Genomic DNA, 22807 nt, shown 5'->3' with positions numbered 1-22807 from the left:
TCTTTAGCGCAGAAATTAATTGTTGTAAAAACAAGGTGGTTAATCACTTAACCACCTTACATATTCAAGCTTTAAACAGCGCGGTTTAAAAGCATTGATTTGATTTGTCCAATTGCTTTGGTCGGGTTAAGACCTTTTGGACACACGCTAACACAGTTCATGATACTGTGACAACGGAACACGCTGAACGCATCGTCAAGGTCAGCAAGACGCTCTTCAGTTGCTGTATCGCGGCTATCAGCCAAGAAACGATACGCATGAAGAAGACCCGCAGGACCGATGAACTTGTCTGGATTCCACCAGAACGAAGGACACGATGTTGAACAACATGCACATAAGATACACTCATATAAGCCATCTAACTTATCACGTTCTTCGATTGACTGAAGACGCTCACCCGCCGCTGGCGTGTCGTTGATTAGGTAAGGCTTAACTTTTTCGTATTGAGTGTAGAACTGACTCATGTCAATAACAAGGTCACGTACCACAGGTAAACCTGGTAATGGGCGAATTACGATTTTACCTTTGCCACCTTTAAGTAGCGTTGATAAAGGCGTGATACACGCTAAACCATTTTTACCATTCATGTTGATACCGTCTGAACCACACACACCTTCACGGCATGAACGACGGAATGATAATGTTGGATCTTGCTCTTTTAATTGCATAAGCGCATCCAATACCATCATATCTTGGCCTTCTTGCGTTTCTAGCGAGAAGTCTTGCATACGTGGTGCATTATCAACATCTGGATTGTAACGATAAACCGAAAATTGTACTTGTGCCATCGTCTCGCTCCTAGTATGTACGTGCTTTAGGTGGGAAAGCTTCACGCAGTTTCGGCGCGTAGTTTACATCACGTTTGCTCATTTCTTCGGTCGTAGGATCGTAGATTGAGTGACATAACCAGTTTTCGTCATCACGATCTGGGTAGTCAAAACGAGAGTGAGCACCACGGCTTTCTGTACGGAAGTTAGCAGCTACTGCTGTTGAGTAAGCTGTTTCCATCAAGTTATCTAGCTCTAGACATTCGATACGTGCAGTGTTGAACTCAGTTGACTTGTCGTCAAGACGAGCGTACTGAAGACGTTCACGAATTTCTTTAAGCTCTTTAAGACCTGTTGCCATTGCATCACCTTCACGGAATACCGAGAAGTTAAGTTGCATACACATTTGTAAGTCTTTCTTGATTTGAACTGGGTCTTCACCTTGGCCAGCTTTAGAGCTTTCCCAACGGTTAAAGCGTGCAAGTGATGCTTCAAGGTCTGATTCAGACGCATCTTTACCTGCTTCAACACCGTTTAGGTATTTACCTAGGAAGTTACCAGCCGCACGGCCGAATACAACTAAGTCAAGTAGCGAGTTACCACCTAGGCGGTTCGCACCGTGTACAGATACACACGCAATCTCACCAACAGCGAATAAACCTTCAACTACTTTTTCTTGACCATTTGCATCAACTTGTAATGCTTGACCATTCACGTTAGTTGGAACACCACCCATCATGTAGTGACATGTTGGGATAACTGGGATTGGCTCTTTTGCCGGATCAACGTGTGCGAATGTTTTCGCAAGGTCACATACGCCAGGTAGACGTAGGTTAAGTGTTTCTTCACCTAAGTGGTCAAGCTTAAGCTTGATGTGTGGACCGTAAGGACCATCGCAACCACGACCTTCACGGATCTCAGTCATCATTGAACGAGCAACAACGTCACGAGATGCTAAGTCTTTCGCGTTTGGTGCATAACGTTCCATGAAGCGTTCGCCGTCTTTATTTAGAAGGTAACCACCTTCACCACGACAACCTTCAGTTACAAGTACACCAGCGCCAGCGATACCTGTTGGGTGGAACTGCCACATTTCCATATCTTGCATTGCAACACCAGCACGTGTTGCCATACCAACGCCGTCACCTGTATTGATGTGAGCATTTGTTGTAGATGCGAAGATACGACCTGCACCACCTGTTGCTAGTACAACAGCTTTAGATTTGAAATAAACAACTTCGCCAGACTCGATGTCGATTGCTGTACAACCTACAACGTGACCGTCGCTATTCTTAACTAAATCTAGTGCATACCACTCAGAGAATACGTTTGTTTTGTTTTTAACGTTTTGCTGGTAAAGACAGTGTAATAGCGCGTGACCTGTACGGTCAGCTGCTGCTGCAGTACGTGCAGCTTGTTCACCACCAAAGTTTTTCGACTGACCGCCGAAAGGACGTTGATAAACACGGCCATTTTCAAAACGAGAAAATGGTAAACCCATGTTTTCTAATTCAGTAATAGCTTCTGGACCTGTTTTACACATATATTCGATAGCATCTTGGTCACCGATGAAATCGGAACCTTTAACAGTATCGTACATGTGCCATTCCCAGTTATCTTCATGTGAGTTACCCAGCGCAACCGTAATACCACCCTGTGCAGACACAGTGTGAGAACGTGTAGGGAAAACTTTTGAGATAAGTGCACAGGTTTTGCCTGATTCAGTGATAGCTAGTGCAGCACGCATACCCGCACCACCGGCACCAATCACTACAGCGTCAAATTCACGAACAGAATAATTCACTTAAACACCCCATAAAACGATTAGACCAATTGCTACGTAAGCAACAGCCATAAGGTTTAATACAAAGCCTAAAACAGCACGTAATTTCGCGTTTTTAACATAGTCCGTAAGAACTTGCCAAAGACCGATACGGGTGTGAACCATGATGCAAACTAGGGTAATTAGTGTAAACCCTTTCATTGCTAGGTTAGAGAATAGGCCTTGCCAGGCTTCAAAAGTGACTTCTGGTGTACATAAAAAATAGCCAACAATAAAAATCGCGTAAGCGCTGATGATTAATGCTGTTGTACGTAGTGATACGAAATCTTGTACACCATCACGTTTAAGAGTTGCTTGATTTAAAACCATATCCACACTCCTGCTAGAATTGCAGCTACAACACCTAAAGCTAATGCAACTTTAGCGCTGAAGTTACCTGATTCAAGTTCTTCCCAGTGACCCATGTCCATAATGATGTGACGGATACCACCGATTAAGTGATACGCCAATACAGAAATGGTGCCCCATGCTATGAATTTGGCAATGAATCCGCTGAACAGACCCTTGACGAATTCAAAACCTTCCGCAGAAGAAAGAGACTCAGACCAAGCCCAAATGACAAACGTTAAAGCAAAAAATAATGCAACACCGGTGACGCGGTGAAAAATTGATGCTTTAGCCGTTGCCGGCATAGATATAGTTGTTAGATCTAGATTTACAGGTCTTTGCTTTTTCACAGTTACTTGCCCATCTTGCCCACTAAGGAGCTCATCTACTTGTTTTTCTAAAACCCATCAAAATGAATTTCGATGGAACTATCTAAGTAAACCGTGTTGATACACAAAAAGTTCACACTTATGCAAAACTCAAATGTAAAAATAAAGTTTACCTACAGACAATACGGTATAAAACCTTGGATAGTATATATAGCCCAAGGTCTTTTTACAATTCTTGTTTAGTAAGAGACGTTTGCGAATTAGCCAATGGTATAATATTTAATCCTGCTAGAATATTTATTATCCATTTGTGCATAATGTTTATAAAAATTGACTTTACACCCCTCTTTCACGTTAAAATGAAAAGAATGTGCTTAAACAGATTCAGAACATAACAATCAGAGTTGTTATCTTAATAGGAGATAAATAGATGGCGGATAAGAAAGCCACGGTCCATATTGATGGTCTTGATCCAATCGAACTTCCAATTTACCAAGGCACTGCTGGCCAAGACGTAATCGACGTACGTACGTTAGGTTCTCATGGCTATTTCACTTATGACCCAGGTTTCATGTCGACCGGTTCTTGTGAATCTTCAATCACTTACATCGATGGCGGCAAAGGTGTTTTATTACACCGTGGTTACCCAATCGAGCAATTAGCTGATGATTCAAACTACATCGAGCTTTGCTACTTACTATTAAACGGCGAATTACCGACTAAAGAACAATACGATGCGTTTGCACAAGAAATCACGCACAACACAATGCTTGATACTAAAATCGCAAACTTCTTCCAAGGTTTCCGCTTTGACGCTCACCCAATGGCAATGCTATGTGGTGTTGTAGGTGCTCTTTCTTCTTTCTACCACGAAGATTTAGACATCACTGATGCTACACAACGTAAAACAAGCGCAATCAAGCTAGTTGCTAAATTACCAACTATCGCTGCGATGGCTTACAAATACAACGTTGGTCAACCATTCGTATACCCACGTAACGATTTAAGCTTTGCTGAAAACTTCTTACACATGATGTTCTCAGTACCTGCTGAAGAATATAAAGTAAGCCCTGTTCTTGCTAAAGCAATGGACAAAATCTTCATGCTTCACGCTGACCACGAGCAAAACGCATCAACGTCAACAGTTCGTTTAGCAGGTTCTTCAGGTGCTAACCCTTACGCGTGTATCGCGGCGGGTATCGCATCTCTATGGGGTCCTGCACACGGTGGTGCTAACGAAGCATGTCTTAACATGTTAGAAGAAATCGGTTCTGTTGACCGCATCGATGAGTACGTTGCGAAAGCGAAAGACAAGTCTGATCCTTTCCGTCTTATGGGCTTCGGTCACCGTGTATACAAAAACTTCGACCCACGTGCGACAGTAATGCGTCAAACGTGTCACGAAGTACTTGCTGAGCTAAACATTCAAGATCCACTTCTTGATATCGCAATGAAGCTTGAGCAAATTGCACTTGAAGACCCATACTTCGTAGAGAAGAAACTTTACCCTAACGTAGATTTCTACTCAGGTATCATCTTAAAAGCAATCGGTATTCCAACAAGCATGTTCACTGTAATCTTTGCAATGTCACGTACTGTTGGTTGGATCTCTCACTGGGATGAGATGCTTTCTCAACCTGGTCACAAGATCAGCCGTCCTCGTCAGTTATACACTGGTGAAACTTCACGCGATTACGTTCCAGCTGACAAACGCTAGACTGTATTTGTGTTTAAAAAAGGCCGCTATGCGGCCTTTTTTGTTGCCCTGCACTTGTCTATTTGTGCAAAGTAATTAAAATCGTCGCATTCTCGCTGTTAAGGGCCTTCCATGTTCGACATTGCTAAAATACGTGCTGACTTTCCACTGCTGAATGAAACGGTTAATGAGCAGCCTCTGGTATATTTAGACTCAGCGGCGACCTCTCAAAAGCCACAAGCGGTTATTGATGCCCTTGCACGCTTTTATAGCCATGAGAATGCAAATGTCCACCGTGGTCGTCATACTCTCAGTGAAAACGCCACACGCAACTATGAACATACCCGAACGCTACTTGCTGATTATTTTTCTGTAAAAAGTAATGAGATAGTGTGGACCAAAGGCGCAACTGAATCGATTAATTTAATCGCAAATGGTCTGGCTTCTCAGCTTAATCCTGGCGATAAGATTGCCCTATCTGCCATTGAGCATCACGCCAATATCGTCCCTTGGCAACAACTCGCTCAACGTACCGGTGCACAAGTCATTATTTTGCCGATAGAAAGTGATTTAAGTATTAATAGCGAACACTGTAGTGAATTTATCACACAACAAAGGCCGAAAATTGTCGCCATTACCCATGCATCAAATACTTTAGGTAATATTACTGACTTAGCGCCTATCATTAGCGCATGTAAAGCCATTAATGCTATTTCGGTTGTAGATGGTGCGCAGGCGGCGATGCATTTGCGCCCTCATTTACCAGAAATTTCGTGTGACTTTTACGTATTTTCTGCCCATAAAATGCTCGGCCCAACAGGTTTAGGTGGCTTATATGGACGTTATGAGCTGTTAAAATCGCTCGATGTTTATCAAACCGGTGGCGAAATGATAGAAACAGTTTCCTTAACTCAGAGCACTTTTCGTGATGCACCGGGTAAATTCGAAGCAGGAACACCTAATATTGCGGGTGTCATTGCCTTTGCAGAGGCAATTAATTATTTAACGTCTTTAGATTTTCAGCAAATGCGTCAACATGAGCATACAGTTTTCGCTTATGCGATAAACCAGTTAGCAGCAATTGACGGTATTCGAATATATTCAAATCAAGAATGTAACATTGGTAACATCAGTTTTAATTATAAAGATGAACACCCTTTTGATCTTGCCACCTTACTTGATGGATTTGGTGTTGCGGTACGTAGTGGTCACCACTGTACCCAGCCAATCATGAGCCAACTAGGTATTCCTGGAACAGTACGTGCTAGTTTTGCCTTATATAACAATAAAGACGATGTTGACGCCTTTATAAATGCACTTAAAAACAGTATCGAATTATTAGATTAATTTTGGATAAGATATGAATTCAACGTTTAAAGCCGTAACTAAAGACATTGAAATAGCGGCAGGTTGGCAACAAAAATACCGCCAAATTATGCTACTGGGTAAACAATTACCAGCAATGCCTGATGCATTAAAGGTCGATGATGCGCTTGTAAAAGGCTGCGAGAGTAAAGTGTGGCTTTATATTGAGTTTGATCACTCGGAAAATAGCCTTGTTTTAGCAGGCGATTCAGATACGCGTATAGTCAAAGGGTTACTGGCTTTGATTTTAGCCTTATACAATGGTCTAACACCGGAGCAAGCAGCGCAAATAAATGCCTATGATGAATTTGAACGACTTGGTCTAATTAACCATTTAAGCCCTTCTCGCGGCAATGGCATCAAAGCCATGGTCATAAAATTCAAACCATGGCTGAACAAAAGCGCTAAGTTAAGCACTACGCTGTTTTTTATCCAGGTATTTTCTAATCGCTTTGGCTGCAACAAAAAAGCCAAAGCTGCCTGTCACCATGGTTGCAGAGCCAAAACCATTATTACAGTCCATATTCATTGAACCATCTGCACCTTGTTTTGCTTGGCAAACCTCACCTTCAGAGGTTGGATATACAAGCTGCTCAGTTGAATAAACACAATCAACGTTAAATTTTCGCTTTGGATTGCTACTAAAGTTGTACTGTTTTCGCAAAATATAACGTACTTTTGCAAGTAATGGGTCATGAGTTGTCTTTGCAACATCACCAAAACTGATTTGACTAGGGTCAGTTTGCCCGCCTGCGCCACCGGTTGTAATTACCGGTAGTTTTATACGTTTACAATGTGCGATTAGCGCTGCTTTTTCTTTTACAGCATCGATACAATCAATTACATAGTCAAAGCCTTGAATATGTTCACGAATGTTATCAAGGGTAATAAAATCATCAATAACATTAATTTTGATATCTGGGTTTATCAACTCACAACGTGTTTTCATGGCTTCAACTTTTGCTTCACCAACAGTGCCCGTTAAAGCATGAATTTGACGATTTACATTGGTTGCACAAATATCATCAAGATCAATAAGCGTTAGTTGCCCTACACCAGTTCGAGCCAATGCTTCAGCAGCCCAACTACCTACGCCACCAATACCAATGACACAAAAATGGGCTTGTTGTAACCAATCAAATTGTTGATGACCATATAAACGTTTAATGCCACCAAAGCGGATGTCTTGTGTTGTTTCTTTCATTTACCAATCCAACGTCCAAGGAGTGAACCACTCTTGGAATTCGTCTGCGTTAAATACTTCGTTAAGATGCGAGCCAAAAGTGTAACCACATCGATATTCTTTAAGCTGCCCTTTATAGCTAAATTGTAGTGCATAGGCATGCAAATTAGTGCGCTCGTCTTTACTTCCTGCATAAGTGGAATCACCAAGAATTGGGGCGCCTAAGCTTTTCATCGCGACTCTAAGCTGATGTGTCTTACCTGAATAAGGTTTTAACAAATAAGCACGAAGCCCCGGGCGAATACTTGTGGAATAAAAACGAGTAATCGCTGGGTTTGTTTGCGTCTTTAAAAGCTTAAATGCACCACGACGACTTTTTTGCATATCCCCTTTTATCCAACCTTGTTTTTTCTTCGGTTTGGCATCACTGACGGCTAGATAAAATTTATTTATTTTATGATCAGAAAATAGCGTGGTGAATTCGGCTGCGGCTTCTTTATTGCGGGCTAAAATAATTAAACCAGAAGTCACTTTATCTAGCCTATGAACCGGATAGAGCTTCTCGTTTACGAGCTTTTCAGCAAGTACGACAAAACCAGCACACTGTTCACTATGAAAGCTTACACCTGCTGGTTTATAAAAAACAAGAAAGTCATCTTCACTAGCATGAAGATGAACAGTGTTTACATCGAACATGCGCTATTTGCCAAGTACAGCAATGACTCGCGCTAAATCTTCAGGTGTATCAACACCCGCCTGTGGCGCGCACACTGCTTTTGCGATTTTAATCTTATAACCATGATAAAGGACACGAAGTTGCTCTAAAGACTCAAGTACTTCTAAACGAGACTCAGGTAACTCGATGTAGTCCTTTATAAAACCTGCTTTGTACGCATAAATACCAATATGGCGTGCAAAATCAGCAAGATTTAATTTTGCTTTATCATCATTCATCATCGCTTCACGATGATAAGGGATTGGCGCACGTGAAAAATACAACGCATTGTTATCTGCATCGTTAATAACTTTCACGCAATTAGGATTAAAGATATCGTCAATCTCATCAATGCTTGTACTCAAAGTCGCCATTGGCGCATCTGAGTCTGCAAGTAGCGTGGCAACTTGAGAAACATTTTCGCTCGCCAATAAAGGCTCATCGCCTTGCACATTCACAACAATGATGTCACTTTCAAGCTCTAATTGCTCAACAACTTCAGCTAAACGCTCTGTACCAGATTGATGATCTTCACGCGTCATAAGCACGTTATCAGTAAACAGTTTTACTGCATCAAACACAGCTTGATGATCAGTGGCAACGTAAACTTGTGATGCACCTGAGGCAACGGCTTTTTCATAAACATGTTGGATCATCGGTTTGCCACAGATATCAGCCAGTGGTTTACCCGGCAAACGTGTTGATGCGTAGCGTGCAGGAATAACGACTACGAATTCCACTTATCAACCTCTTCTTGGCTTAATTCACGGGCTTCATTTTCTAATAGCACCGGGATATCATCTTTGATTGGATACGCAAGTTTTGCAGCTGTGCTGATAAGCTCTTGATTTTCTTTATCAAGACGTAGTTTACCTTTGCAAACTGGGCAAGCGATAATTTCAAGTAATTTTGTATCAAAGGCCATTGAGGATCCCTTTTTGTTTTAATAATAAATTTAGTTTGTCGATAACTGCTGGTGTCGGCTTTGCATCAACAGGTAAATAATACCAATTAGGTTTAGCAAAACTAAAGCATTTAACTGCATCTTTTTCTGTCATAAACACTGCATCGTCGGCAAAATCGTTAAAATCATTTGCTTGGTAGGCATAATGGTCACGAAAATGATGAGTCGATAACAACTTAATGCCCTGCTGCTCAAGACTATTTTCAAAGCGTTTAGGATTACCTATTGCACTAACCGCATGACCTTTATCTTGAACTGAATTAGCAAGCTTTGAATCACTCACGGTTCGAAATGGACTCGATGCCAAATCATAGCGACTCTGTGCGTTGCCACCATTTTCAATCACTAAATCAACCGACTTTAAACGCGCTTTTGTTTCGCGAAGTGGACCTGCTGGCATTAATAGACCATTACCAAATTGTCGCTCACTATCAACAATACAGCACTCGATATCACGCGCCATTTTATAATGCTGCATGCCATCATCAGAAATGATCACATCAATACCATGCGGCTCTAATGCCTTAATACTTGCTTGTCTGTTAGGGCCAACCATAACAACACAGCCTAAACGACGTTGTATCAATACAGGTTCGTCGCCCGCTTGTGTTGTACTCGTTTGTTCTGTCACTAACAGTGGATACGAATCAGATTCACCACCGTAGCCACGGCTGATCACAGCCACTTTTAAACCTTGTTGCTGTAAGTACTCAGCAAGCCAAATAACAAATGGCGTTTTCCCGTTGCCACCTACACTGATATTACCAACTACAATAACTGGAACATGCGCTTTAAAAGCCTTAAGTATATTAAGCTTATAAAACAAAGCACGAAGTGTTGAGATAAACCAAAAAAGCACACTCAAAGGCAAGAGTAAAATGCTTAGTAAACCTGGCTTTTTATACCAGCTTTTTTCAATAACACTCACTATTGCTCACCAAATTGCATCTTACATAAGGCTGAATAGGTACCGTCTTTTTCAAGCAGTTCGCTATGTGTGCCCTTTTCGATAACCTGTCCATGATCAATGACATAAATACAATCACTGTTTTCGATAGTCGATAAACGGTGCGCAATGACTATTGAAGTTTTCTCTTTCATTAAACTATCAAGCGCTTGCTGGATCAGTTTTTCAGATTCAGTATCAAGTGCTGAGGTAGCTTCATCAAGGATCAAGATAGGTGCATCTTTTAATATTGCACGTGCAATAGCGATGCGTTGACGTTGGCCGCCTGATAACATCACGCCGTTTTCACCCACCATGGTATCTAACCCTTCTGGCAAGTCTTTTACAAACTCCCAAACATGGGCTTGCTTGGCAACGGCCATTAATTCTTCGTTCGTTAATTCACGGCTTAGACCGTAACAAATATTATTGGCAATGGTGTCGTTAAAGAGCACGACTTGCTGTGAAACCAGTGCAAATTGCTTCCGAAGGTCCGTTAGCTTGTAATCCGCGATATTTACACCATCAAGTAAAATTTCACTTTCACCTTCTAGCTCATAGTAACGCGGCAGTAAATTCGAGATGGTCGATTTACCTGACCCAGAGCGCCCTACTAATGCAATGCTTTCACCGGCATTGATCGTGAGCGACAAGTTTTTCAAAACAGGCTCATCTTTAGTTGGGTATTTGAAGGTCACATTATTCACCTCAATACGACCCGTCACTTTATCAATGCTGTATGTGCCTGTGTCTTTTTCAACCTCTTCATCAAGCACTAAAAAGATACTTTGCGCAGCAGAAATACCACGTTGTAAATCGCTATTTACATTTGAAAGTTGCTTAAGTGGACGCAACAACATCATCATTGATGAAATAAGCAATACGAAGTCGCCAGAGCTAATGGTGTCAATCATAGACGGCATCGACACAACCCATAAAATCACTGCCATAGCGCTTGCTGCCAATATTTGAATAACAGAAACACTTAACGCTTTGGTGGCATCCATTTTAATGCGCTGCTGGCGATTATGATTGTTAATTGCTGAAAACTGAGCAATTTCTTGTTGCTGACCGCCAAAACCATGAATCACTTTGTGACCAGAGAGCATTTGTTCTGAGCTACGCGTTACTTGCCCCATGGCTGACTGAATTTTTTTCGAAATCATACGAAAACGTTTTGAAACAAACGCGACAATCACAGCCACCAGCGGAATAATAACTAAAAATATTAAAGAAAGTTTCCAGCTGGTATAAAACATATTGAATAGCAAAAAGACTACAAAGGCCCCTTCTCTAACCACGATTAAAAGCGCTTTCGTGATAGCTTGCTGTACTTGCTCAGTATCGAAGGTGATTTTTGAAATTAAATCACCATTTGAGTTTTTGTCATGAAATGAAACAGGTAAATGTAAGATATGCTCAAACAATTGCTGACGTAAGCTTCTAACAACTTGCGAGCCAACATAACTTAAACAATACGACGACATATAGTTAAACATGCCTCGACCTAACACCAGCGCTATAACAACAAATGGGGCATAGGTTAAAACTTCAGTGTTACGGGCATTAAGACCTTCATCAATGAAGGGTTTCATTAAATTGATAAACAATGCATCCATAGCGGAATAACCAATCATGCCCACAATGGCGAAAAACGCGATTAACTTATAATCACCCACATAACTGATTAATCGCTTATAGATTTGGGATGTAGTTTGATCCATAACACTCTCTTATTCATAGACTTCGACTATTGTAGCCTCATGGGGTTAAAAACAAAACGTCAATCTTGTTCGAACCAATAACTTTCCTGCTCGCGGGCAAATTCCAAACGATAACTATCACGATAAAATAGGATACGAATGTGCCCCTGCTCGGCGGTGGAGAATTGAGGTATATGGCGTTGCTGATAGCGTTTTACAACCTCTGGGTGCGGAAAATGCCATTGGCCTTGATAAGCCGACGAATGAATCACCATTTCTGGGTTTACAGCATCAATAAAGCGAACACTCGATGATGTATTACTACCATGGTGAGGACTCAATAAAACAGTCGCATGCAGGTCAACGCCCTTTTCAATCAGGGTTGCTTCTGCAAAAGCGGAGATATCACCTGTTAACAACACTGAATAATTTCTAGAACTAATTTTTAGTAAGCATGAGTGATCATTTCGATTATCACCATTCACATCAGCATGAAAGCTATTTATGTTTAGCCCTTCAAATATCAAACGTTTACTATCACAAGGTTTTCTTAGCCCCTCAGGATGAAAGGTTGAGAATGTATCGCGGTACCCAGCTCGGTACCAAGAACTTAAACCACCCGCATGATCGTTATCTAAATGACTTATTAGTGTCGCCGAAACCGTTAATGCGTGTTTATTAATATTCCTAACTAACACCCTATTGATGTAATCATAGCGAGAAAAGTGCCTTGGCCCTAAATCATAAATTAGGGCATGCTCATGTGCACTTATCATCACCATAAGGCCATGGCCTACGTCAAAGATATCCACTTGGAATTGAACCTTTGGCTGTAGCTTGCAATCAATGATATAGATAAAAAGTGGAAGTACTGATAAGTACTTCTTTGGGCTAAACAGTAAGATGAGCAAACTAAGATAGCTGATGGTCAATAGCGAAAAATTAAACTCTGTGAAAGAAAACCAACGCCAATGCTTAGGAATACTAAGTAGTAATTGATAGCCAAAACTCAGAACACTATCGACAAGAGACAATAAACTAACCACATCGAGAAAACTTGAAATCAGACTATAAAATATCAACAAAGGGAGTAACACCAAGCCAACAAGTGGCACGGCGATTAAATTGACTATAAGACCAATTACACTGGTCCCGTCAAAATAAAATAATGACAATGGCAATAAGCCAAAGAACAAGGCCAACTGAACATACATAAGCTGGCTTATACGCTTTATTAAAGCGAGTTTTATATCTAACGTATGCTTGGTTAATAGAAAAATAATTGTCACCGCAGTAAAACTAAAATAAAGCCCCGGGTTTAAAAGCGCAAATGGGTCAATCAGCAGAACAAGTGTTAAAGCATACAGAATAGAGCGCCAGCGCAGCGGGTTTTTACCTAACTGATATATGACCAAATAGCAGCCGAGCATAACAAGAGCACGCGTTGCTGAGACAATAAAGTCGCTCAAGTAGACATAAATAAGTGCACAGCTAAAGCCAAATAAAACAAAACCGTTGTTCAACTGGTATGCTTGATTTATCCGCAGTTTACTTACTTTTACCAGCCATTTGCTCGTATAGAAACCTATTGCGTAGATAAGTCCGATATGAAGTCCAGAAATCGCGAGCAAATGCGTTAGGCCTAACTCTCTTAATTGAGTGTTATCTTCATAGGAAATTTTGCTTCTATCACCTGTAAGTAAAGCATAGTAAAGCCATTGCAGATGTGTATTCTCAGTGATGCTGGAAATGTACTGCCGATACCGTTCTCTAATATTATTTCCTTGTTGGTGACCATAGGAGCTAACTTCACCAACACTACGACCTTTGTAAAATATCCGTTCTTTAAGCGCATTTCTTTCACTATCAAAACTATCGAAATTTTTTACAGAACGATAACGCTTGAGCTTTACTTTGCCTTCTATTAAATCACCTGAGAGAAGTGGTTTATCTGATGTAATACTGAGCATGGCAAGTGGTGCAGGACGAATTATTCTTTCACAGGATTCTATATTTATTAATCGCGCTTTGATGTAAAAAGGACTCTTCGCACTAACGCTTTCAATTACCTCAAATTTGACAACTCTAGTGAGTTGGTAGTTTATTTTGCAATCACTCACGGAGTAAAAAATTAGGTAATGAAAAATCACTAAAAAAATTGCGCAAATAAACCCTGACAATAGAATCAAAAAAGGCTTAAAATAAGCACCTGCTAATAAAATAGCAAAACTCATTATATAGAACGCCGCAGTGCCAAATGTATATAGGGTGATAAAACAGCCTATGACAAAGCCGCTGCATAACCAAATTGATGTAAATGGTTGCTTTAAATGGCTAAAAAAACGATCCAACGGTTTTTACCTGATCATAACAAGGTAAGAGAACACAAGTATTTAAGAATTTTTGGTCGTTTATTGCATGATGCCAATTTGTGGCACTTAAATAGACGCTCTGCACGCGGTGCATTTGCGGTTGGTTTATTTTTCGCATTCATCCCTGTTCCTTTTCAAATGGTTCTTGCAGCCGCCCTGGCTATTCCATTTCGAGTGAATTTACCTATCTCTGTTGCGACAGTGTGGATCACAAACCCACTAACAATGCCTCCTATTTTCTATTGTTCATATATTGTTGGCACGATTGCCTTAGCCCAGCCACCACAACATTTCCAGTTTGAACCAAGCTGGCAATGGTTCATCGAAAGTCTTACAACTATCGGCCCTGCGTTTTTAGTTGGTTCACTTATTTGTGCAACGGCTGCAGCTATTATTGGTTATTTTGGTATCGACATGCTTTGGAAGCGCTCAGTGCGTAAAGCCTGGATACATCGCCATAAAAAATAATATTAGCAATTTATAATTTCAGTATAGACAAAAAACCCAGCTTGACGCTGGGTTTTTTAATATTGATTAGTAAGTCTCGATTACGAAACGATTACTTTTTAAAGAAGCGACGTGCAGCTGCAAATGGCACTAACAATAATGCATACCAAGGGAAACTTGCAGATTGACGCTCATATTGTTCAATTTCTTCCGCTGGACACTCTTCTACACTGCCATCAATAGGCGTTAATTTAACGGCAACTGCAATACTTTCATATTCGATATTACCATCAACATCGACAGTTACATTACCAAATGAGTCTGTTTTTTCTACCGTTTTAGTAGCAACACCAAATATCTCGTTATTATTATTAATCGCTTTAGCCTCGGCTAGAGTATATTTATAACGCGTCTCACCATCTTCTTCATAACACGGTAATAAATCATTGATATTAACAATTGAATCTTCACCAATGGTGTACATGAAACCTTCACGGCGACGTGACGATGAATTATAAATATCAGTTTCACCTTGGCCAACCACAATACCATTGTCATTAATATCATTCGCTACAGAGCTAGAGCTTGTAAAGAAGTCAGTTGGAAAAACCACACTCCCACTTTTTTTGTCATAGTAAAAAAACTTTGTTCTGTAGCCACCTTCAATAATCTTATTAGCATAGCCCACAATCACATCGTCATTATTAAGAGCAAATGCTTGTCCAGAGTCCCAACCATCTTCTTGGTCTAAAAATTGTTTAATTTCGCCATTTTCAAAAACCACTGGCATTGTGACTACTGTATCAGTATCTTTGTAGCGTACATCCGACGTTCCGGCAATTAAACCATTTTCGTTGATAAGATACGCACTACTTCTAAATGCAATACCTTCATCATCTTCAGGCGTTAATCCAATACCATAAAGCTCTGTATTAGTTACGTTTAAATTACTATCTAATGACCACTTAACAGCTCGTTTGTTATAAATACCACTGGTGTAACTTCTGTTATAAACCTCAACACAATCCGAAACTGGTTCATCTTCACCATCACATTTCTCTTCAATATCCTCTAAAGGGTCTGCTGCGATGTCTATTGAAACAGTACCAACGACATCATAGCCACTATTCGTTTGAATTATGTCGTATGCAGCACTGAAACCACCATAGTCATCAAATTCTGGTGCTAGTGGAACTTTATCCCCTGATCCTGAGATCACCATTGCTCGGCTGATGAAATCTCTTAGAAAGTGAGTCTCTTCTTCATCTTCGTCCGTTTGAGTAAAAGAAGTCTTCTCATAAGGGTCACTTCCCCAACCGACCATAACACCATCTTCTGAAACGGCTGTAAGAAGGTTTGTAGTTGAGCGTGTTAATCCATCATAATCAAGTGACTGCTCATCAAAAATTACTTGTTCTTTGACGCCTTCACTGGTGTAAACAGATGCAACACCGTTTGAAATTTTTTGATATTCTGAATTTGTTAGACGACCTGAATTAGCATTAGTCAGGTAACTAATCATAAATGCATGGGCATCAGCATTCGTATTCACTGCATCGTTATTTGCAATATCATCGAGTGTAAAAGTAATTTCTTTACCTATATCTTCATAAGCTTCTTTAGTTGCATCATAATATGATTCAAAAGATGAATCGGTGAAATCTAAATAAGAAATATCAATGGGATAATGATATAAACCGTTAGCTACACCTATAATGTGACCACTTTCACTAACGTCTGTCACGTAATTATGCTTTACGTTGTCTAAACCACCTAATTCTTCTAATTTATAGGTTGCGCTCATCGCTGAGGTACTTAGGGTGGCTAAAATACTGGCAGCGAGTAATTTGTATTTCATTTTAATCCTTACTACTTATTCTTTAAATCTTCGAGTTCTTCCCAGCGCTCAAAAGCGGCTTCAAGCTCAGACTCTAACTCGGCTAAATGGTTCAATGCTTCTGTTGTAATTGCAGCATCTTGCTTAAAAAAGTCAGGGTCATTAACCACAACTAGCTGAGCGTCTAACGCTTTTTCAAGTTGTTCCACTTTACTGGGTAATTCTTCTAATTCAAGTTTTAATTTGTAAGAGAGTTTATTACTTTTCTTTGGTGTTTTATCTTGGCTAACAACAGACGGCTTTTCTTGCTTAATTTGTTGCTGTTGTTGTTTTTCTTGCTCAGCTAAATGAGCAGCATATGCTTCATAGTCGCTATAGCCTCCGACAATGTCAGTGATCTTGCCGTTACCTTCAAATGCCCATACAGAATTACAAGTATTATCAATAAATTCACGGTCATGGCTTACAATCAGTACAGTGCCCTGATATTGGTTAATGATCTCTTCTAAAAGCTCTAAAGTTTCAATATCGAGGTCATTGGTAGGCTCATCGAGAACAATAATGTTAGATGGCTTTAAAAATAACTTTGCTAATAATAAGCGGTTTTTCTCACCACCTGAAAGCGCTTTTACTGGCGTACGCGCTCTTGCCGGTGGAAATAAGAAGTCTTGTAAGTAACCAAGCACATGACGTGAGCGCCCGCCCATCATCACTTCTTGCTTACCTTCAGCTACGTTATCTTGTACTGTGGCTTCTTCATCAAGCTTTTGACGATACTGGTCAAAATAAGCAAACTCTAAGTTAACACCTTGCTTAACAGTGCCGCTATCAGGTGTTAGGTCACCAAATAAAATTTTAAGCAGTGTTGTTTTACCAATACCATTTGGCCCAACAAGGCCAACACGATCGCCACGCATAACAAGGGTTGAAAAGTCTTTTACGATGACTTTATCTTTAAATGCATGACAGATGTTTTTCGCTTCGAATACTAATTTACCCGAACGATCCGCTATTTCAATATTGAAATCAGTTTTACCAACTTGATCAACACGCTGCTTACGCTCTTTACGTAACTCTTTTAAAGCACGTACACGGCCTTCATTGCGCGTTCTACGTGCTTTAATACCTTGGCGGATCCATGCTTCTTCTTCTGCTAAGCGTTTATCAAATAGTGCGTTTTGAGTTTCTTCTACTTTTAAATCATGCGCTTTTTGTTCAAGGTACGTCGCATAATCACCAGGATACGAAACCAGCTTACCACGGTCTAAATCAAGAATACGGGTTGCAACTGCTCGAATGAATGCACGGTCGTGAGAAATAAAAACGATGCCGCCTTTAAACTCTTTTAAAAATTGTTCAAGCCAAATAACACTACTCATGTCTAAGTGGTTGGTAGGCTCATCAAGTAACAGTAAATCGGGTTCACTGACCAAGGCTCTCGCTAACGCAACTTTACGTAACCAACCACCCGATAATGATTCAAGCTTGGCTTCTGGGTCTAGCTCTAAACGAGATAAAACAAGCTGTATACGGGTATCAAATCGCCAGCCATCAACGGTTTCTAATTGATTAGATAAGCGTTCTAATTTGTTTAGCAATTTATCGTTATAATCTGTCTGCATTTGATTACTAACTTGGTGATATTCTATCAGTAAGTTAGCAATGTCAGGCATGCCCTGCGCGACATAATCAAATACTGAGCCTGCGGCCCCTTTTGGTGGATCTTGCTCTAAACGAGAAATACGAATGCCACCTAATTGGTTGATTTCACCATCATCTAATGTCACTTGGCCATCAAGCACTTTTAATAGTGTTGATTTACCTGCACCGTTTCGACCAACGATACATACGCGCTCACCTGACTCAATAACGGCATCGGCATCATCTAGTAGCGGATGCGTACCATAAGCGAGTTGAGCTTTGGCTATTCTGATTAAATCCATCGTGATTACTACTCTTATTCTTTATTATCAGCAATAAATTGCGCTAATTGCTCTGCATCAAAAGGCCAAAATAATTTCTCGCCTTGATGAGATTCCACAACCGGAATACTAGTTTGGTAAAGGTCAATCAGCTGCTCACTGTCCATAATGTCTTTTGCTACAAACGAAGCGTTTGCAGCAATTAATAATTCATCGGCCATGTCACACAGATGACAGCCATCAGTGTGATACAGGGTAAAATTAGCCATGGGTAATAAGCCAGCTATTATGAATTTGCTTATTACGCTTAAAATCTGGTGATAAGGTCTTGTCAGAAATGTTTTCTGCTTTCAATCCAAGACCCATTAACCCGACTTCATCCATGCTAAAGCCTCGCTTATTGTTTGAGAATATAAGCGTACCATTCGGGCTTAAGATTTTCTTAACCCAAGTAAGTAGTTTGATATGGTCACGTTGTACATCAAATGCATCTTTCATACGTTTTGAATTTGAGAACGTCGGTGGATCTAAGAAGATTAAATCGTATTGACCTTGAGCATACTCAAGCCATTTCAAGCAATCAGCTTGTTCAAAACGATAACGTGTATTACTTATGTCATTAAGCGCAAAGTTTTCTTGTGCCCACTTTAAATAAGTTTTCGACATATCAACCGTGGTAATCGCTTTAGCGCCACCAACAGCAGCATGTACAGATGCGCTGCCAGTATAGGCAAACAAGTTTAAGAAACGTTTACCTTGTGCGTTTTGTTGAATATAACGACGTGCCAAGCGGTGATCTAAAAATAAACCCGTATCTAGGTAATCAAATAGGTTCACTTTAAATTTCGCACCAAATTCTTCTACCACTTGTGTGCGATTTTGCTTTGATACCTTCGTATATTGCTCTTCACCTTTTTGCTTTTTACGCACTTTAACCGCAATATTTTCAGGGGCAATTTCTAACTGCTCAGCGGTCAGACTAATCACATCTTGTAGACGTTTTTGTGCTGTATTGTCATCAATTTCTTTTGGCGCAGCGTATTCAAAAATAACCGCTGAATCATCGTATACATCAACAGCTACGTTATATTCTGGAATATCCGCATCATAAACACGATAACAGCTTACTTCATTTTGCTTTAACCAGTTCTTTAAGTTTTGCTTGTTTTTCTTTAAACGATTTGCAAACGCTGTTGAACCTTCAAAATTAAGAGCAGGTTTATCTTCTTTACTAAGTTCTACTTGTTTATCGTCTAATTGGTATAGATTTAATACCACATCTAACGGGCCATTTTTAAACTTATAGCGTTTTAACTTAACTAACTTTAATAACTTAAATAAGCTTTCATCGGTGCCAAGCAGAGCAAGTTTCCAATGATTAAAGTGCTTTTTAAAGCCTACACCTAAGCTACGGTGTAAGTTCACCAGCTCCGCCATTGAACCTAATCGTTCACCATAAGGTAAGTTCGAAATCACTACACCAGGAAGTTTTGCAACAGACGTTAGTTTAGTCGCATCGCTTTGTTTAAATTTAATCACACTACCAAGGTCTGCGCGCTCTGCGTTTTCTTGCGCTTTTGCAATAACACTACCGTCAATATCATGACCAATAAGCCAAAGTTTAGGATCAGTAATTTGTGCCGTTAATTCAGCTTTTAATTCTTTGTACTTTTGAATACGGAAACTTGGTAGACGCTCAAAAGCAAAACCTTCGCGGAATAACCCCGGCGCTTCATTGCGCGCCATGCTTGCAGCTTCAATTAAAATAGTACCTGAACCACAACATGGATCGAACAAAGGTTGTTGTACGTTTTCAAGCCAGCCACTTCGTTTCACTAGTGCTGCTGCTAAGTGCTCTTTAATTGGCGCTTTACCTTGATCTTGACGATAACCACGCTCAGATAAACGCGGGCCAGAATAATCGATATAAAGCGCAACACCTTGACGGTTCAACCTTGCTACAACACGAACATTGGCATTGTATTTATCAACATCTGGGCGTTGTTCGAATAAATCCGCAAAATAATCAACAATCGCATCTTTTACAACAAGACCTGAAAATTGCGTATTTTTTAAATCGTTATTAGTACCGCTAAAATCAACAGCGAAAGTTTGTTTAGGACCAAACCACTCTTGCCAAGGCTGCAGTCGCGCAAATTGATAAAGGCTGTCTTTGTCTTTTACGCCTTCCTTTTCTTCTATCAGCATCATGATACGAGTCGCAAAACGGCTCGATAAACAAATCTTCTGTGCTAATAAGCTATCTGCTTCAAAACGTACAGAGCCCACGGTTTGTTTAGAGACTTCTGCACCGAGTGTAGTAAGCTCATCAACAAGTAAATTTTCTATTCCGATAGAAGTAAGTGCGATAAATTGCAAAGTAAAAACCCTTAAATGCTAATTGCGCAGGATTATAGCATAGCTTGGCGAACAAAAACGCCAACATTTGCAGGGATAGTAGGGCGTGTTGACTTTTTTTGATTAATTTTGCAGCAGTGTGTTTGGTATTTTGGCAAGGCAGAGCCTATGTAGTGTGATTGTTTCCCATAAATAGGCGATAACGCAGCATAAATGCCAAACACGCGCTGCCCTTCGGGTTCTTCCTAGGGGCGATTAACTCTTTGTTGCTCGATTTTTACTTAGCCCACTAGGTTACAAATCTCGCGCCGCGATTAAATCGCCCCTAGAGTGAACAAATTTTAATTCACAAAGGTCAACACGCCCTAGGCTGATTTGAACTGTTTTTGTTGAATATAAACAGGATGGATACGGTTATTTAAAACCTTAATAGCCTCAAACTGTTCAAGAGAAAGGTTTTCGTCTAGTTGAAAGTGTTGGCTTAGGTTAATACATACCGACGCTTCACTTGAATGGTCAACAATTAAAAACTCCCCTTCTTGTGCCTGTGAGCACAATTTCACTACAGCTTCGACACTTGGCTGGCTGCCATGATACTCATGAAAGAACCAACTTTTTGCAAGTACTGGTTTTAAATGAAATTTAACCGCTGTAGCGTTAAGGGCAATTTGACAAAGCTGTGCTGGGTTCCACAGTGAGAATGTTTCGAGGTATTGATAAACTTGCTGATAGAAAGCCGCATCTTCAAGGCTGAAGTTTGGTTGTTCTAATACTGCATCAGTGAGTTGGCGAAGTTTATAAGGCGTGCACAGTTGCATATCTTGGTCAAGGTCAACCAAAAGACGATTATTTTTCGCACAAGCAAGCCATTTCCATTGCTTAGATGCTTGTAACATGTCTCCTCCCTAACGAATAAATACTGTGCGCTTAATCGTAAATTATAACTAAAGCAGACCATTAATAAAATGATTTCTTAGAACATTTTATTAATGATCAATTGCTTAGATAACTGATCCTTATAAGCTGTTTAGGATCGTTTTTACCAATTCTGGGCCTTTATAAATGAATCCAGTGTAAACTTGAACAAGGTCTGCACCCGCTGCAAATTTCTCTTTTGCAGAATCCGCATCATCAATACCACCAACACCAATGATAGGTAACTTACCATCAGTTAAACGCTTAAGCTCACTAACCACGTGGGTTGAACGCTGACGTACTGGTTGGCCAGATAAACCTCCCGCTTCGTTTGCGTGTTGTTGGCCTTGTACTGCCGCACGCTCAAGCGTCGTATTTGTTGCAATAACACCATCGATCTTATTAGTGATCAATGACTCACTTACCTGGGCAATTTGCACTTCATCAAGATCAGGAGCGATCTTAACCAGCATTGGCACTTGTTTGTTGTGTTTAGCAATTAGATCAAGTTGCTCGTTCTTTAAGCTTTGTAATAAGTCATCCAGCGCCTCACCATATTGTAAGTCACGAAGGCCTGGCGTATTCGGTGAAGAAATATTTACTGTGATGTATGATGCATGCTCAAATACTTTGCGCATACAGTGGATGTAGTCATCTTTACCCTGCTCGTTTGGAGTATCTTTATTTTTACCAATATTAATACCTAGAATACCGTCGTATTTAGCCGCTTTAACATTGTTAACTAAGTTATCAACGCCCTTATTATTAAAGCCCATACGGTTAATAATCGCATTTGATTCAGGTAAGCGGAAAATACGTGGTTTATCGTTACCCGCTTGCGGACGTGGCGTCACAGTACCTACTTCTACAAAACCAAAACCCATTTGCGAAAATGCATCAATACATTCAGCATTTTTATCTAAACCTGCCGCTAAACCGACTGGATTTTTAAATTCTAAACCTAAAAAATTAACAGGTTTATTAGGGACAGTTTGTGACCATGCTGCACTCAATGGAGTATGAGCAAATCGGCGTAAATTATTAAGTGCAAATTCATGAGCCCACTCCGCATCACGGGTAAACATAAAACGGCGAGCTAGATCATAAAACATGGTTTG

Annotated in this window: 20 protein-coding genes and 1 pseudogene; 4 read left to right on the top strand and 17 right to left on the bottom strand. The window is 40.3% G+C overall.

Annotated features, from left to right (window positions below):
- Positions 1 to 71: 71 nt before the first annotated feature.
- The 4 genes from C2M25_RS04040 to sdhC are packed head-to-tail and all read right to left on the bottom strand — an operon-like array spanning position 72 to position 3287.
- Positions 72 to 788: a succinate dehydrogenase iron-sulfur subunit gene (locus tag C2M25_RS04040; protein WP_054551369.1), complete on the bottom strand. Its 717-nt coding sequence runs from the start codon at positions 786 to 788 to the stop codon at positions 72 to 74.
- A 10-nt stretch (positions 789 to 798) separates the two neighbouring features.
- Entirely contained in the window at positions 799 to 2571 is a 1773-nt protein-coding gene (gene sdhA, locus C2M25_RS04035) for a succinate dehydrogenase flavoprotein subunit (RefSeq protein WP_063705526.1), read from the bottom strand.
- Positions 2572 to 2919 carry a succinate dehydrogenase, hydrophobic membrane anchor protein gene (gene sdhD, locus C2M25_RS04030; RefSeq protein WP_063705528.1) on the bottom strand — a complete coding sequence of 116 codons (348 nt, stop codon included), beginning with the start codon at positions 2917 to 2919 and terminating at the stop codon, positions 2572 to 2574.
- Entirely contained in the window at positions 2910 to 3287 is a 378-nt protein-coding gene (gene sdhC / locus C2M25_RS04025) for a succinate dehydrogenase, cytochrome b556 subunit (RefSeq protein WP_082401567.1), read from the bottom strand. The genes sdhD and sdhC overlap by 10 nt, the downstream gene beginning before the upstream one ends.
- Positions 3288 to 3696: 409 nt before the next feature.
- Here sdhC and C2M25_RS04020 point away from each other — a divergent pair, with 409 nt between their 5' ends.
- The 3 genes and pseudogenes from C2M25_RS04020 (at position 3697) to C2M25_RS21925 (ending at position 6735) form a co-directional block, all read left to right on the top strand.
- Positions 3697 to 4983, top strand: a complete 1287-nt coding sequence (locus C2M25_RS04020; RefSeq protein ID WP_063705530.1) for a citrate synthase — start codon at positions 3697 to 3699, stop codon at positions 4981 to 4983.
- Positions 4984 to 5094: 111 nt separating this feature from the next.
- Complete coding sequence (locus tag C2M25_RS04015; RefSeq protein WP_105180461.1) at positions 5095 to 6309, top strand: aminotransferase class V-fold PLP-dependent enzyme; 1215 nt, start codon at positions 5095 to 5097, stop codon at positions 6307 to 6309.
- 13 nt (positions 6310 to 6322) lie between these two features.
- Positions 6323 to 6735, top strand: a pseudogene (locus C2M25_RS21925) (SufE family protein).
- Between the two features lies 1 nt (position 6736).
- On the opposite strand, the gene tcdA reads toward C2M25_RS21925, so the two are convergent.
- From tcdA to C2M25_RS03975, 7 genes are read right to left on the bottom strand one after another with little or no spacing between them, the layout of a single operon-like run.
- Complete coding sequence (gene tcdA, locus C2M25_RS04005; protein ID WP_105180460.1) at positions 6737 to 7531, bottom strand: tRNA cyclic N6-threonylcarbamoyladenosine(37) synthase TcdA; 795 nt, start codon at positions 7529 to 7531, stop codon at positions 6737 to 6739.
- On the bottom strand, positions 7532 to 8206 hold the full coding sequence (locus C2M25_RS04000) for a TIGR01621 family pseudouridine synthase (protein ID WP_105180459.1): 675 nt from the start codon (positions 8204 to 8206) through the stop codon (positions 7532 to 7534).
- Between the two features lie 3 nt (positions 8207 to 8209).
- Positions 8210 to 8965 carry a 3-deoxy-manno-octulosonate cytidylyltransferase gene (gene kdsB / locus C2M25_RS03995; protein WP_105180458.1) on the bottom strand — a complete coding sequence of 252 codons (756 nt, stop codon included), beginning with the start codon at positions 8963 to 8965 and terminating at the stop codon, positions 8210 to 8212.
- Complete coding sequence (locus C2M25_RS03990; protein ID WP_036968654.1) at positions 8953 to 9150, bottom strand: Trm112 family protein; 198 nt, start codon at positions 9148 to 9150, stop codon at positions 8953 to 8955. Before C2M25_RS03990 ends, kdsB begins: the two co-directional genes overlap by 13 nt.
- Entirely contained in the window at positions 9140 to 10117 is a 978-nt protein-coding gene (gene lpxK, locus C2M25_RS03985; protein WP_105180457.1) for a tetraacyldisaccharide 4'-kinase, read from the bottom strand. Before lpxK ends, C2M25_RS03990 begins: the two co-directional genes overlap by 11 nt.
- Positions 10117 to 11859 carry a lipid A export permease/ATP-binding protein MsbA gene (gene msbA / locus C2M25_RS03980; protein ID WP_105180456.1) on the bottom strand — a complete coding sequence of 581 codons (1743 nt, stop codon included), beginning with the start codon at positions 11857 to 11859 and terminating at the stop codon, positions 10117 to 10119. The genes lpxK and msbA overlap by 1 nt, the downstream gene beginning before the upstream one ends.
- Positions 11860 to 11918: 59 nt before the next feature.
- Positions 11919 to 14189 (bottom strand): DNA internalization-related competence protein ComEC/Rec2, encoded by a 2271-nt coding sequence (locus tag C2M25_RS03975; protein WP_158679670.1) that lies wholly within the window; start codon positions 14187 to 14189, stop codon positions 11919 to 11921.
- On the opposite strand from C2M25_RS03975, the gene C2M25_RS03970 reads away from it, so the two are divergent.
- Entirely contained in the window at positions 14169 to 14678 is a 510-nt protein-coding gene (locus tag C2M25_RS03970; protein ID WP_063706174.1) for a DUF2062 domain-containing protein, read from the top strand. The genes C2M25_RS03975 and C2M25_RS03970 overlap by 21 nt on opposite strands.
- A 91-nt stretch (positions 14679 to 14769) precedes the next feature.
- On the opposite strand, the gene C2M25_RS03965 is transcribed toward C2M25_RS03970, so the two are convergent.
- The 6 genes from C2M25_RS03965 to pyrD all read right to left on the bottom strand — a co-directional run bounded on the left by C2M25_RS03965 (position 14770) and on the right by pyrD (position 22801).
- Positions 14770 to 16515, bottom strand: a complete 1746-nt coding sequence (locus C2M25_RS03965; RefSeq protein WP_105180454.1) for a DUF3466 family protein — start codon at positions 16513 to 16515, stop codon at positions 14770 to 14772.
- Positions 16516 to 16526: 11 nt separating this feature from the next.
- A complete protein-coding gene (gene uup, locus C2M25_RS03960) occupies positions 16527 to 18437 on the bottom strand; it encodes an ATP-binding cassette ATPase Uup (protein WP_105180453.1) in 1911 nt (636 codons plus the stop codon).
- A gap of 14 nt (positions 18438 to 18451) precedes the next feature.
- Complete coding sequence (locus C2M25_RS03955) at positions 18452 to 18685, bottom strand: glutaredoxin family protein (protein WP_105180452.1); 234 nt, start codon at positions 18683 to 18685, stop codon at positions 18452 to 18454.
- Positions 18678 to 20795 carry a bifunctional 23S rRNA (guanine(2069)-N(7))-methyltransferase RlmK/23S rRNA (guanine(2445)-N(2))-methyltransferase RlmL gene (rlmKL, locus tag C2M25_RS03950; RefSeq protein WP_105174068.1) on the bottom strand — a complete coding sequence of 706 codons (2118 nt, stop codon included), beginning with the start codon at positions 20793 to 20795 and terminating at the stop codon, positions 18678 to 18680. The genes C2M25_RS03955 and rlmKL overlap by 8 nt, the downstream gene beginning before the upstream one ends.
- A gap of 344 nt (positions 20796 to 21139) precedes the next feature.
- The gene (locus tag C2M25_RS03945) at positions 21140 to 21670 is read right to left on the bottom strand and encodes a cell division protein ZapC domain-containing protein (protein WP_063705553.1); all 531 of its coding nucleotides are present in this window, start codon (positions 21668 to 21670) and stop codon (positions 21140 to 21142) included.
- A 120-nt stretch (positions 21671 to 21790) separates the two neighbouring features.
- Positions 21791 to 22801 (bottom strand): quinone-dependent dihydroorotate dehydrogenase, encoded by a 1011-nt coding sequence (gene pyrD, locus C2M25_RS03940; protein ID WP_105180451.1) that lies wholly within the window; start codon positions 22799 to 22801, stop codon positions 21791 to 21793.
- Between the last annotated feature and the right edge of the window lie 6 nt (positions 22802 to 22807).

The sequence above is a fragment of the Pseudoalteromonas sp. T1lg21 genome, assembly GCF_002964625.1.
In the GTDB taxonomy this organism is placed as follows: Bacteria; Pseudomonadota; Gammaproteobacteria; order Enterobacterales; family Alteromonadaceae; genus Pseudoalteromonas; species Pseudoalteromonas gelatinilytica.
The sequence above is the reverse complement of the archived record's forward strand: the minus strand, read 5'-3'. Positions and strand labels throughout refer to the sequence as shown.